Raw genomic sequence first — 13,705 nt, forward strand, 5'->3', positions numbered from 1 at the left:
CGACGTCGGAAAGGGTGAGGATGGTTCGTAAAAAAATTTTGACGCGCCTTGGCGTGTCATGCGTGGCCTTGATCAGGTCCGCGCCTTGGCGGCCATCCGGCTCCGCCGCCCCTGTCGATCACTCGGATCGTCGGATACAACCAACAGATTTAAAACGAGAATGTTGTCGTCGAGAGCGTTCTTGCGTTACTTGAGATGGAGGCTATCTGGTTTCGGTCAGGACGAAATGGCCCCGGAGCCATGCAGCTCCGGGGTTGGGCACAGGCTGTTTATCGCGCGCCAAAAGGTATGCGCAAGGTCGCACCATATGTGGCCGGGGGGGCATAGATGGAGGTGACGCCCAGAATGCCGAGGTTGAGGGCATAGGCGCGATAGGCCTTGTCGAACACATTGCGTCCCCATGCGGTGAGCGACATGCCCGTGCCTTCGTGCCGATAGGTCAGGGACGCGTTGGTGACATTATAGGCCTTTTGCTGCGAACCCAGGCCGTTGGTCACTTCCAGATATTGATCGTCATACCATACGCCGTCGATCTGCGCGGCGATGTTGCCGCCCGGAACGTCGTGGTTGTAACGCAGCAGATAGTTGACGCTGAAGCGCGGGGCGTTTGGAAATTGTGCGCCTTTGATGGTCTTTTGCGGGAAATCGCAGCGGAACAGGCCGCCCAGATTGGTGCAATATTGACTGTCAGGCGCGCCCGGAAAAAACTCCGGTCCAAACTGGACGTCGGTCGCCGGTATGCTGTCGACCGACGATGTTTCCCAAGTGCCGCCCAACACAACATCGAAATTCTTCGACGGGGACCAGAAGGCTTCCAGCTCCGCGCCGGTCGCATGGGCATTGCTGTTGAAAACATGGGGTACGCCGCCGGCAAGGGAAAAAGCCTGATAATCATCGTAGATATAATGGAATAGGGTGCCGTTGAGGCGCAGCGATCGCCCTAGCAGGGATGTTTTGAATCCTGCTTCGAAGCTGTTGAGCGTTTCAGGCCGGTGCTGGAAATCAGCCGCTGCGATATTGGATGAAAGCGACCAGTTGCCGCCCTTGATACCCCGGTTCCAGGATGCGAACAGCAGCGTGTCTGGAGTAGCCTGAAAATTGAGGGACGCGCGGGCTGCCCAATCGCCATATTTTTCACGATTGACGCCAGGTACGACGGCCGCCAGATCCTTGTCGGTGAACAGCACGACGGGGTTGGGTTGCGGCGCGTAGGTGGGATCGCTCAGGATGTTAACATAGGCGATGGATTTATTATCTTTCGAATATCGGCCACCCAATGTCAGTGACAATCGATCCGTCAGCGTGATGTCGCCCTGAGCGAATAGCGACCAGTTTTTCGATCTGATCTTGTAAAATTGATCGACGGTCGGGACGGAGAAACCGCCATTTCCCGACACTGCCAGATCGTAGATCGGCGCGCCGGTGACGCCGTGAACGCCGTCATAGAACATATTGAGATAATAGGCGCCAAGCTGCCATTTCAGACGGTCTGTCTCGCCCGCAAACCGCAGTTCCTGCGAAAACTGGTGAAAGTTGATAGAGGTATCGACATTGACGATGAGGAAGGGCAGCGCATCGCCATCTTCTGCATAGGTTTTGTCCATCTCCAGATAATTTGTGATGGATGTCAGCTTGGCCGCGCCAAGATCCCAGTTCAGTTCGGCCTGGTAGCTGTTCATCACCCGGTCGAGCCTGCCTTTGCGCTCGCCGAAATGGACCCATGGCGACGCTGCTTCACCAGTGACGCCGTTGATCACGCCATTCTGGTCGTCGCTGAGGCCCGCCGCATTGGTGTTGCAATAGCCGTTTTCGAGATAGACGCAGTTTTCAAACACATAGCCGCCGGTCGCGACATTATTGTCTTCGGAATGCTTGTACCAGAGGCTGAGCGTTGCATCGGGTGAAAAGTCCGCCTGGATATTGAGGCGCGCCGCCCATCCGTTTTTGCCGCCCAGATCCTGTCCGCTGCCTGGCGCGATCAGTGAACCATCGGGCGCCAGCGTGTCGCGGGACTTGATATAGCCATCGGCCTTTTCCATGCGGGCGGCGGCGCGGAAGCGCAGCCCCGGCGTGAGTTGCCCGCCGACGGCGCCCTCCAGAGACTTGCTGTCAAATCGGCCATATTCGCCCTGAACATAGCCGTTCAATTCGTCGCTACTGGCATCTTCGCTGAGATAATGGATCAACCCGCCAGTGGCATTGCGACCGAACAACGTACCCTGCGGTCCGCGCAGGACCTCCACACGCTTAATGTCGAACAACTGGCCCGAAATCGCGTTCATCGATGCGATGTAGGCATTGTCCTGATAGACGGCGACCGGCGCTTCCAGATTATCGGTAAAATTGCTCTGCGATATGCCGCGCAGGCTGAAGATGGTCAGGTTCGGCGACCAGGCATTGACGCGCAAAGAGGGGATTTGCTGCGTGATCTGCGTCGTTTCGGTGATGCCGAGGCGGTTGATCTGTTCGCCGGTGAAGGCGCTGACCGAAATGGGAACTTTCTGCAGACTTTCACTGCGCTTGTTGGCGGTGACGACGATTTCGCCGAACAGTGCCGGCTGCGCGCCGCCATCAGTGGTTTCCTGAGCGCTAACCAGAACCGGAACGGTCAACGCCGAGCACGCCAATATCAACGAAACGCACCGCGCGGCGCGTGTCTTATTCTGCATGATCACTCACTCCCTAGATTTTTTTGTCCCCACAGCACTGCGAACAGGCAAGCTGCAAAACGAGCCGTCGTGACGCGGCAATATAAATTTACAGCAGGCGGGATTATGCTTTCATTGTTCCCAAATGGAAACAATTAATTGATCGATGGAGCCGGTTTTTCTGATTTGAGCGCCGTCAGGCAGATGAGAATATAACATACTGAATATAAACGTTAAATAATCAACCATGGGCGCGCTTCATGTTGCCATCACGCAACAATCGCTAGAATTATAGCCGATTGTCAATTGAGATCGCCATGAGGTACATTGGATCAATCGTCGCAGTGATTCGCTGCCCGAAAAGGAGAGCAACGTGCCTCAGGTCCTGAAAGCCGCAAACGGATTATCGCAAATGCACCCTCTGGAAACCAGCATCACCCCGGACGCTATTGTAGAGCGCGCCCGTGCGCTCGTTCCGATCTTGCAGGAGCGTGAGGCACAGGCGATCACCAACAGGCAGGTGCCGGCGGAAACCATCGCTGCGTTTCAGGAGGCCGGCTTTTTCAAGATATTACAGCCCAAACGCTATGGCGGCTATGAAATGTCACCGGCTGTCTATTGCGAGGTGGCAAAGACGCTGGCGGAGGGCTGCATGGGCAGCGCGTGGGTCTATGGCGTTGTCGCCGTTCACAACTGGCAACTCGCCCTGTTCGACCCACAGGCCGCAGAAGATGTCTGGGGCCAGGACCAAAGCGTGCTGATCAGTTCATCCTATATGCCGACCGGGCAGGCCAGGAAGGTGGATGGTGGATATCGTTTCAGCGGTCGCTGGGCATTTTCGAGCGGGTCGGCACATTGTTCATGGGTGATATTGGGCGCGAACATGGTTGCAGAAGGAGGGGATGGTAAAGCCGAACCCTATAATTTCCTGCTGCCGCGCAGCGACTATACTATCGTCGATACCTGGAATGTGATGGGCCTGTGCCCGACCGGAAGCAACGATATCGTTGTGGATGACGTGTTCGTCCCGGAGCATCGCGTCCTGCGCGAACGCGACATGTTCAATCTGGATTGTCCCGGACACGCGCTCAATAGCGAAGCGCTCTATGCGATTCCGTTTGCGCAGCTTTTCAACCGGACGGTTTCGACCACATCCATAGGCTCGCTGCGACGGGCATTGAATGTGTTTGTGGAAACGACGCGCAAGAAGCGCACGACTTATACCGGATTGAGCGTGGCGAGCGATCCGACGATCCAGAAAGCGGTCGCGGATGTGAAGCTCATATTGAGCGATCTTGAGCTGCGGCTCGCGGCGGATCTGGCGGAGTTGGATGCCAGGGCGGTAAGTGGCGACTGGCCGATCGAACGCCGCGCGGAATTGGGCCATAGCACCACCGCCATGGTTTCACGCTGTGTCGAAGCAATCGACAAGCTGATGCTGTTTTCGGGAGGAAAGGGGATCTATTCCGGCAATGTCGTCCAGCGCGCTTTCCTCGATATTCACTGTGCGCGCGCGCATGTCGCCAACAATCCCTATCCCTATGCGCGCAATGTCGGCGGCCTTGCGTTCGGTTTCGACAATGATTGCATGGATTTGTGATTGGATCAGATCAACCCCGGCTTATCCCGGCCCTGGAAGGGGCCGGATACCGGGCTGAAGCGGCGTCAGGATTTCAGGTCGTGCGCGAGTGCCAGCAGGGGGGCTGAAGCGTCCGGCTTGTCATGCTGCATATTTTCACGAACGAAATCGACGAACGCCCTGACCTTGGAAAGGGCGAAGTTGCCGCGCGGGAAGATGATATGAAGCGGGATGCTTTCGCTGACCACATCGGTCAGGAGCGGTTCCAGCCGGTTCGCCGCGATGTCTTCTTCCACCAGGAAGCGAGGCAGGTAGCTGATGCCGAGACCTTGAAGCGCGGCCTCGCGCGCCATGCGAACCGAATTGCTGGTCAGCGGGCCGCGATTGACGGTAACCGACACATCATCGGAAAGTCGCCATTCGCCCACTTTCGAGAGATGGGTTTCAATGATGAAAGTGTGATCCTTCAGATCATGCGGTGTATGCGGCTTGCCGGTCTTGGCAAGATAGGCCGGCGCTGCGATCAAAGCCATCGGATAATCCCGAAGGAGCACATATTCAAAGCTGGAGTCAGGTGGATCGCCCATCCAGAAGGCCACGTCGAAACGACCTTTGAGCATCCCGACATGGCTGTCCGACAAGTTGAGGAACAGGCGTACGTCGGGATAGGTTTGCAGGAATCTGGGTATTATCGCCGTCAGGTCGAACAGCGAGGAAACGACGGGCGCATTGACCTTGAGATCGCCGCGAGGCTTTGACACCATCCCGGTGATGATCTGATTTGCCTCGTTCACCTCATCGACAATTCTGGCGCAGCGCGCATACATTTCGCGTCCGGCAGGGGTCAGGGAAACGGAACGCGTCGTCCGTTCCAGCAGGCGCACGCCAATGCTCTGTTCGAGCTTTGCGATTTGCCGGCTGACGGCGGCCTTTGAATAGCCCAGCAAATTGGCGGCGTTCGAAAACCCCCCTGTGCTTACAACGGCGGCGAACGAGATCATCGCCATCACGTTACCTAGGTCCGGTCTTTCTTCCATGCCTCTCCCTCTTTCATAGAGCCAGATTAGTCAATCGGATTGCTGAAATAGGGCGAAAGCGGAAGGCGCGCTTGTTCGTAATTGTTGCGATTATGCAAAAATAAGATTGTTTTGATATTCACTGTTGCGTATGCAGATGCCCATGCACGAGTGTGCGCCCACTTGAATTGCATGGCGGCGATTCGTGTTGTGGTGATCGACGGAGATTTATGATGTTTGAGAAGCTTTCCCAATCCTCGCAGCGTGACGTGAGCAGCCAGTTTCATCCGTTCACATCGATCAACGATCTGAAGGCTGAAGGCACGATGATGATGGAATCGGGCTCCGGCGTGCGGGTTAGGGACATTCACGGCAAGGAATATCTGGATGGGATGGCCGGCCTTTGGTGCGTGAACCTTGGCTATGGGCGCAAGGAAATCTCCGAGGCGATTGCACGTCAAAGCGAGAAGCTTTCGTTTTTCCACACCTTCAACGGCATGAGCACGGATGTTGTGGGCGAATGCGCGGAGGCGCTGCTGGCGCGCGCGCCGGTGCCCATGTCGCGCATCTTCTTCGGTACGTCGGGAAGCGATGCGAACGAAACGCAGCTCAAGATCATCTGGGTTTACAACAATCTGCGCGGGAAGCCTGAAAAGAAGAAGGTCATTGCGCGCTGGAATGCCTATCATGGCTCCGGCGTCGCTACGGCCAGCCTGACCGGCCTGCCGGGCATGCACAATCTGTTCGATTTGCCCAAGGGGCCGATCCTGCATGTCAGTGCCCCCTATTATTACCGGAAGGCGCCTGACGGCATGTCCGAGCGGGAATTTTCCCGCCAGCTCGCCAAGGAACTGGAAGATGTGATCGAGCGGGAAGGCGCGCATACCATCGCGGCATTTTTCGCAGAGGCCGTGATGGGCGCTGGTGGTCTCATTCCGCCGCCCGAAGGCTATTTTGAAGAGATCATGCCGATCCTCAAGAAGAATGACATTCTGCTGGTCGCGGACGAAGTGGTTTCGGGCTTTGGTCGTCTGGGCACCTATTGGGGCAGCCAGACATATGGATATGAACCCGACCTCATTACCTCCGCCAAGGGGGTGACGTCAGGCTATTTCCCGATGTCGGCCGTGTTCATTTCTCCCAAGGTTTGGGACGTTCTGGACTCCGGCGCGGACAAGATCGGCGTATTTGGCCATGGTTACACCTATTCGGCCCATCCTGTCGGCGCGGCGGCCGCGCTGGCCGCGCTCAAGCTGATCGATGAGCTCAAGGTGGTTGAAAATGTCGCCGATGTTGGCCCCTACATGATGCAGGGCTTGCGCGATCGGTTGGGCCAGCATCCCCATGTCGGCGATATTCGGGGCCAGGGCCTGATGCTGGGCATCGAACTGATGCAGGACCGTGAGACAAAGCAAATCCTGCCGCCGGAAAATCGCACCGGGCGCCAGGTTCTCAAAGCGGCGGCGCAACGGGGGCTGATCACCCGCGCATTGGGAGACACGCTTGTCTTCGCCCCGCCGCTCGTACTCACGCGTGGGGAAGCCGACGAGATCGTCGATAAATTCGCGCTGGCCGTCGACGATGTTTTGAAAGCCTGATCGCACCAGGGCCGTCCAGACTTTCTGGGCGGCCCGTTCACTAAACCTTGGGAATGGGGCGACATGGAGCTTAACACGGCGATTTCGGGCCTGGCCGCTGCGGAACAAGGCGCGGAACGCCTGACCAGAGGCGGACTGATTTCTGCAATATTGCTTGGGCTGGTCGGCGCGGTCGTGATTTTCGTGACGCCCGGTTTCCTGGCAGTAATAGCGCAGAAAACCGGGTTTAACGACGACCAGCTGGGTTATCTGGCGGCCTGGGACATCAACGCCATGGGCGTGACGATCGGCCTCAGCACATTTGCCTTGTCCAGGGTGCCCTGGCGTCTGGCCGTAGGTCTGGGCCTGGCGCTCATAATAAGCGGAAATATTTTAACGGCAGCCGTTGTCAGTTTTCCGGCCATGGCCGCCGCGCGGGTCGTGGCCGGGGCAGGGGAAGGAATTGCGATAGGCTTTGCCTTTGCAGCTTTGGGCCGCGCGAAAAATCCGGATCGGGCGTTTGCCATATATCTGGTGACCGGCGCCGCATTGAGCTCGCTGTTTCTCTATTTTCTTCCCGCGTTGTTGGCGATGTTCGCGCCAAGCACCATTTTTATCGCCAATGCAGGGCTTACGGCTCTCGTGCTGCTCTCGCTACGGGCCTTTCCCGACGGCAGCAAGGATGAGCCGGACATATTCGCGGCTGGCGGCGGCAAGCTGGACCTGCGGGTGGCATCCGGCGCGCTTGTCGGCGTGTTCCTGCTCTTCTTCGCGATGGGCGGGGTGTGGAGCTATGCCGAGCGCATCGGCCAGTTGAGCCGTTTGACGGACAATGCCATTGCCAGCGGGCTGTCCATTGGAACCATGGCGGGCGTCGTCGGGGCGGGGCTGGCAGGTGTCCTGCCGCGCCGCTGGGGACGGAGCTGGCCGTTGATATTCAGCGGGTTGATCGGTACCATCAGCTTTCTGCTGTTCCGCGACCAGGTGTCGAGCACGGCCTATATCCTGGCCTGTGCGATGATGTTGTTCAGCTGGAATTTCGCGCAGCCACTTTTGTCAGGGATATGTTCGGAGGCCTGCAAACGCGGACGGGTGGTGTGCGCGATGGCGTCGATCCAGACATTTGGCACGGGGCTGGGCCCTGCTGCTGCTGCGGCTAGCCTGATCACGGGATCTTTTGCGGTCATGATCTATGCCGCAAGTCTCATATTGGCGCTCAGCATCATTGTGACAATTTCGACTGCCCAATGGGGACGCAGCCCCGCATGAGCGAGATGGCGGGTATATAGTCCCGCATATCCGTGCGCTGATGCGTTGCGATCATCGTCCGACGGTTGAAAACGGGCTGCCCCTCTCAGGGCAGCCCATTGCCGTTTAGAGGAATATGGCGCGCGACAGGCCGCCGTCGACGGCGATCGATTCGCCCGTAATCCCGCTGCCCAGATTGGAGCACAGGAACACGATCGGATCGGCTACTTCTTCCACTTCGAGCATGCGTTTCAGCGCAGCCGGATCACCCGCTTCGCGCGCGACGATCGCATCGACCGTGGTGCCTTCCTCGGCCGCCATCTCGGCAAACCATTCCTCGATATGTTCGGTCCGGGTGACGCCGGGGTGAATGATGTTCACCGTGATGCCATCCTTGCCCACTTCGTCCGACAGCGTCTTTGTGAAATGGACGAGCGCTGTATTGCGCATGCCCGACAGTGCTTCGGTGCAGCGCGCGGTCAACCCGCCAACATTGACGATCCGTCCCCAGCCAGCCCTGCGCATGTAAGGGACGCACGCCTTTGCCGTGCGGAAATAGCCGAACAATTTTGTATTGAGGTCCAGCATGAGCGCATCTTCGTCCGCTTCCTCAATGGCATTGCGCACCAGTCCGCCCGGCGCTGCGGCGCAATTCACCAATATGTGAACGGCACCGAATTTTTCCACTGCGATATCGACAAGCGCCTGAACCGATTCCTTGGACGTGGTGTCGGTTGGAACCGCGATGATCTCGCCACCTGTTTCGTCACGCAATTGCTGCGCTGCCGCTTCAAGCTTCGAAGCGGTACGCGCAGCGATCACTACCTTGACGCCGGCAAGCGCCAGCTTGCGCGCCGTTTCCTTGCCAATGCCAACGCCACCCCCTGTGATGACGGCAACCTTGCCTTCAATACCAAGTTTCAAATTCATAACGACTGGTCCTTCTCGTCTGACGGAATGAGGGAGATACGGGCCGCAGGTGCGCCATCGAAGCTGACGCTTATAGTGTCTCCTGCGAAAATCTCGGTCGCGCCGGTCGTGGTGCCCGATGCGATCAACTGTTCTTTCTTCAAATTGTCATTTTCGTTTTCGCGCAACCAGTTGGCCAGCCAGACGACAGCATCTAGCGGGTTGCCCAAAACTCTTGCGGTCGAGCCTTCGACAGGCGCCTCGTCATTGCGGCTGAGCTTGGCTGGCATATCGGCAAACCTGTCTTCCCACTGCGACGACAGTTTGCCGCCGAGCACAAGGCCGTAGGCATTGACATTGTCGGCGATCAGCAGGGGCAGCGATTGGTGATCGTCGGTAAAACGGGAAAAGACGATCTCGATGCCGGTATAAATTCCCTTGAGCGCCGCGCAGATGTCGGCCCGCGTATAGGGTCTGTCCAGCATCGGCAGATCACTGCCCATTTCGAATACCAGTTCGGCCTCCGCATATATTTCCGGCACGACCGCGAAAATCTGGCTGCGGTCTGAAAATATCGCGCTGGCCGGAAGGCGACCCACGGTTGGCTCGGCAGCGCCGAACGCGTCCTGCGGCGCCTTGCCGGTCAGGCCCAGTTTCCACACCATGATGGGTTGACCAGTCCGGGCGTGGATTCTGCGCTGAATGGCATAGGCCTCGTCAACGCTCGGAAATTGCTGGGGCAGGGGCGTCGACATTCGCCTTTCCCCGGTGGCCGCGAGCAGTGCCCTTTCAAGATCGAGATTGTTGTCCTGCACCATGATTCCTTCGGTCTGAACGTCTTTGGCATTGTCGTGCATATGCAACAAATAATCTGATAAATCTATAATTGTTTACATTGTGTCGATCCGCTATTAGATGGATGGAATCGCTCAGGCGTCAAGGCGCCGCGGGCAGGACAGGTTTCAGCAATTGAGGGTCAAGGCCATGTCAGAACAGTCTACAGCATATGCAACGGCCGAAGCGCTTCGCTCTGATCTCGGCAAAACGCCCCGCGGGCTGATTATCGATGGAAAATCGGTGCAAGCGCAGTCGGGCAAGACCTTCGCCACCGTAAATCCCGCGACGGGCCAGGAAATTTGCCAGGTGGCCGAAGGTGGCGTGGCCGACGTCGATCTGGCGGTCAAAGCCGCGCGCAAGGCGCTGGTCGATCCCAGCTGGCGCGACATGAGCGCAGTGGATCGCTCCAAATTGCTGAATCGTCTGGCCGACCTGATCGAGCGTGATGCAGCAGAGTTGGCCGTTCTTGAGTGCATGGACAATGGCAAGCCGGCAACGCTGACCCAGGCCGTCGAAATCGAAGGTTCGATCAAGACCTTCCGCTATTATGCCGGTTGGCCGACGAAATTTGGTGGTGAAACGCTGCCGGTATCGCCCCGCAGCGGCGCAAAAATCCTGAATTACACGGTGCGCGAGCCGGTGGGCGTTTGCGGACTGATTGTGCCGTGGAACTATCCCATGTCGATGGCGGCATGGAAAGTGGCCCCGGCGCTGGCAGCAGGTTGCACCGTTATCCTCAAGCCAGCCGAGCAAACCCCGCTGACGGCCCTGCGGTTGGCTGAACTGGCTCTGGAGGCCGGCATTCCAGCTGGCGTTTTCAATGTCATAACCGGCTTTGGCGAAGCGGGTGCGGCACTGGTCGACCATCCGGGCGTGGACAAGGTAGCCTTCACCGGGTCGACCGCTGTCGGCAAGGCGATCGTGCGCGGCTCTACCGTCAATCTCAAGAAGGTCAGTCTCGAACTGGGTGGAAAATCTCCGCAGATCGTCCTGCCTGACGCTGATCTCGATGCAGCCGCGGCGTCTGTAGCGGCGGGGATATTCTTCAATCAGGGGCAGACCTGCACCGCAGGGTCGCGGCTCTATGCGCATGCCTCGATCCATGACGATCTTCTGGCACGGGTTGCTGACCATGCGGCGCGGCTCACGATCGGCAATGGTCTGGACCCGAGCGTGAATTTCGGTCCGCTGGTGTCACAGGAGCAATGGGACCAGGTGAGCGGCTATGTCGAAATCGGGAAGAATGAAGGGGCTGAAATCCTGATCGGTGGCGGTCGGCCAAAAGCCCATGGCGAGGGTTTCTTCTTTGAACCCACGATCATGGCAAATGCGGGCCGTGACATGCTCATCGTGCGCGAGGAAATCTTCGGCCCGGTGTTGAGCGCGCTGAGCTGGTCGGACCCCGAAGATCTGGTGGCGCAGGCGAATGATTCCGATTTCGGCCTTTCGGCAGGAATTTGGACCAACGACCTCAAGCAGGCGCACCGCCTGGCCGGTGCGGTCAAGGCCGGGACGGTCTGGATCAACTGTTTCAATCTTGTCGACAATGCCACGCCATTTGGCGGCTTCAAGCAGTCCGGCTGGGGGCGTGAGCATGGTCGCCAGGCGATGGAGCTCTACACCGAGATCAAGAGCATCTGGGTCAATCTGAGCTGAACGGCGTCGGAATATAGCAAGCATCGATAGAATAGCAGGAGACCTCATGAGCAGGACCATGATAGTTGCAACCGATGGGCAGGCGATCATTCGCACCCATGACGAGGGCAAGCATTGGTATCGGATCAATATCGGGCAGGATCTGGAATATGACGACCGGGTCCGCTGCCTGCTGATTGATCCCGCCAATCCCGAAGCGCTGTTTGCCGGGGCGGAAAAAGGTTTGTTCTACAGCGCTGACCATGGCGTTCACTGGAGCAGGATTGATTGCGCGCTGAACGGTCTTGCCGTGTGGAAGCTGGTGGTGAGCGAGAGCGATCCCAAGGTGATCTATGCCGGCACTGGCGCTCCTTCGCGCGCTATCCTGTTCCGTTCGCGCGATGGCGGAAAGAGCTGGGAACGCACGCCGCTGGAAATGCCGGAGTTTTGCGCGGGCGTGAATCGCCCCCGCATGCTGGCGCTTGCCGTCGACCCGGCCGATTCCAATGATGTTTGGGCAGGGGTTGAAGAAGGCGGCCTGTACCGCAGCCGCGATGGTGGCGATACGTGGCAACGCATCGATACGAGCTGGTCGGAATTTGGTGGCAATTCCGATCTGCATGACATCGTCATTCTGAAGCAGGACGACGGAACGACAGTGCATCTCGCGCTCACCGTCATCGCGCTCTATCGTTCCACCGACAATGGCGAGACCTGGGTCCGTCTGCCTGCCAAGGAAAGTTGGGGCCTGCGCTATTCGCGACTGCTGATGCGCAAACCTGGCAGTAATCGGGAGATTGCAGTGGGAATCGGCGACGGAACGCCCGGCACCACGGCTGCGATACTGACATCGGACGATGCTGGCCTGACCTGGACGAAGGCGGAACTCGACCGCCCTTCAAACTCCTGCATGTGGGCATTCGGCGCAAATCCCGCCGATCCCGATTTCATGCTGGCAGGAAGCAAATTCGGCTATCTGTATCTTTCGACAGATGCCGGAAAATCCTGGGCCAAGGAATGGCGCGAGTTCAACGAGATTACGGATCTGACCTGGATACCTGGAATTCCTGAAGATTTGGGGTTGCCGCATGTCACAAACTGAAACCTCCCCGATCCGGGTGGAGAAGATCGCCCATATCGTATTGTTCGTGAAGGACCCCGAACTCTCCGCGCAATGGTATAGCGACATCCTCAACATGAAGATCGTCGCTCGTGCTGCCGATGGCCCGTATAAGGGCGGCGTATTTTTGAGCTTCGGGGTCAGCGACCACGATATTGCGCTGTTTCCGGCAGAAGAAGGCGCGACCACAGGCAAAGAGTTTGAGCATGTCGGGCTGATGATGGCTGGCACGAGCATGGACGATTTGCGGCGGAACTACGCATTTTTCGCGGAGCGTGGCGTCAAGATCGCCGAAATTCTGGACCATGGGGTTTCGACGGGGATCTATTTCTATGATCCTGACGGGCACATGCTGGAAGTGTTCTGCCAGCGCGTTCCCCAGGAAACCGGAGCCTCGCAGGCTGAACTGACGCGCAATCAGGGTCAGGCCGATCCGGTAGATCCGAGCCAACTTTAGCAGCGGTCGGCGAACGGGACCGCCAAGCCAACACACTTTGCCAAACGGCAGAGGCAGGGAGAATGACATGAAGACGTATGAGCCGAACTTCGGCGCTTTCCACATCCGCAAATGGTTCAGCCAGGTGGAAGAAATCTGGGCCGGTGAAACAGGCGCTCCTGCAGATGGCCAGCCTTTGGTCAAATATATGATCGGCGCGTGCATCAAGAACCCCTATGTGGGCCAGTTTGTCGAGGATCTTTCGGCCTGGATCGATGCTTCCCCGGAACTGGGCACGGAAATCGGGCGACGGCTGAATGCGCTGTCGGGTGGTGCCAAGATCGAAAGTTACGGCAAGGCGATCATGGTCGGCATCGATGGTGAGTATGAGCATGGCAATGCCCTGCTGACGAACCCGGCGGCTAATCCGGTCCGTGATGCAGTGGGCGGCGGCGCGTCATGGGTTCCCTCCACGGGCAAGCGCGGCGTTCCGGGCACAATCCTCGACATTCCCTTCGGCCACAAGGATGCTCTCTACGTTCGTTCGCACTACGACACGATGAGCGTTTCCTTCGATGATGCGCCCAATCGTGATGAAGTGATCGTTTGCTGGGCATTTGCCACGCGCGGACGGCTGAATGCGCGCCTGGGTGGCCTCAAGGCCGAAGATGCCGAAGGCAACGGACTGACCTGACGTATG

At 58.0% G+C, this 13,705-nt stretch carries 11 protein-coding genes; 7 read left to right on the forward strand and 4 right to left on the reverse strand.

Translation table 11 applies throughout. The features are described 5' to 3' along the window. Positions 1–269: 269 nt before the first annotated feature. Positions 270–2,669, reverse strand: coding sequence for a TonB-dependent receptor (locus FE851_RS16430; RefSeq protein ID WP_261371010.1), 2,400 nt, complete (start codon positions 2,667–2,669; stop codon positions 270–272). 391 nt (positions 2,670–3,060) lie between these two features. Here FE851_RS16430 and FE851_RS16435 point away from each other — a divergent pair, with 391 nt between their 5' ends. Beyond that, a complete protein-coding gene (locus FE851_RS16435; protein ID WP_145204772.1) occupies positions 3,061–4,248 on the forward strand; it encodes an acyl-CoA dehydrogenase family protein in 1,188 nt (395 codons plus the stop codon). 65 nt (positions 4,249–4,313) lie between these two features. Here the strand turns inward: FE851_RS16435 and FE851_RS16440 are convergent, their stop codons facing one another. After that, positions 4,314–5,264, reverse strand: a complete 951-nt coding sequence (locus tag FE851_RS16440) for a LysR family transcriptional regulator (protein ID WP_261371011.1) — start codon at positions 5,262–5,264, stop codon at positions 4,314–4,316. Between the two features lie 212 nt (positions 5,265–5,476). Between FE851_RS16440 and FE851_RS16445 the strand changes: the two genes are divergently transcribed. Together FE851_RS16445 and FE851_RS16450 are read left to right on the forward strand one after the other, a co-directional pair. Continuing rightward, on the forward strand, positions 5,477–6,841 hold the full coding sequence (locus FE851_RS16445) for an aminotransferase (protein ID WP_261371012.1): 1,365 nt from the start codon (positions 5,477–5,479) through the stop codon (positions 6,839–6,841). A 63-nt stretch (positions 6,842–6,904) separates the two neighbouring features. After that, positions 6,905–8,089 (forward strand): MFS transporter, encoded by a 1,185-nt coding sequence (locus FE851_RS16450; protein ID WP_145204778.1) that lies wholly within the window; start codon positions 6,905–6,907, stop codon positions 8,087–8,089. A 105-nt stretch (positions 8,090–8,194) separates the two neighbouring features. Here FE851_RS16450 and FE851_RS16455 read toward each other — a convergent pair whose 3' ends face one another. Continuing rightward, positions 8,195–8,998 (reverse strand): SDR family NAD(P)-dependent oxidoreductase, encoded by an 804-nt coding sequence (locus FE851_RS16455; protein WP_145204781.1) that lies wholly within the window; start codon positions 8,996–8,998, stop codon positions 8,195–8,197. Beyond that, positions 8,995–9,732 carry a 2-keto-4-pentenoate hydratase gene (locus FE851_RS16460; protein ID WP_261371013.1) on the reverse strand — a complete coding sequence of 246 codons (738 nt, stop codon included), beginning with the start codon at positions 9,730–9,732 and terminating at the stop codon, positions 8,995–8,997. Before FE851_RS16460 ends, FE851_RS16455 begins: the two co-directional genes overlap by 4 nt. A 229-nt stretch (positions 9,733–9,961) precedes the next feature. On the opposite strand from FE851_RS16460, the gene FE851_RS16465 reads away from it, so the two are divergent. The 4 genes from FE851_RS16465 to FE851_RS16480 all read left to right on the forward strand — a co-directional run bounded on the left by FE851_RS16465 (position 9,962) and on the right by FE851_RS16480 (position 13,699). Continuing rightward, a complete protein-coding gene (locus FE851_RS16465) occupies positions 9,962–11,470 on the forward strand; it encodes an aldehyde dehydrogenase family protein (RefSeq protein WP_145204787.1) in 1,509 nt (502 codons plus the stop codon). Between the two features lie 46 nt (positions 11,471–11,516). Continuing rightward, a complete protein-coding gene (locus FE851_RS16470; protein WP_261371014.1) occupies positions 11,517–12,551 on the forward strand; it encodes a WD40/YVTN/BNR-like repeat-containing protein in 1,035 nt (344 codons plus the stop codon). Continuing rightward, the gene (locus FE851_RS16475; protein WP_017181282.1) at positions 12,538–13,026 is read left to right on the forward strand and encodes a VOC family protein; all 489 of its coding nucleotides are present in this window, start codon (positions 12,538–12,540) and stop codon (positions 13,024–13,026) included. Before FE851_RS16470 ends, FE851_RS16475 begins: the two co-directional genes overlap by 14 nt. A gap of 67 nt (positions 13,027–13,093) precedes the next feature. Next, positions 13,094–13,699 (forward strand): amino acid synthesis family protein, encoded by a 606-nt coding sequence (locus tag FE851_RS16480; protein WP_145204790.1) that lies wholly within the window; start codon positions 13,094–13,096, stop codon positions 13,697–13,699. Positions 13,700–13,705 lie beyond the last annotated feature (6 nt).

Source organism: Sphingobium sp. B2 (assembly GCF_007693735.1).
GTDB classification, from domain to species: Bacteria; Pseudomonadota; Alphaproteobacteria; order Sphingomonadales; family Sphingomonadaceae; genus Sphingobium; species Sphingobium xenophagum.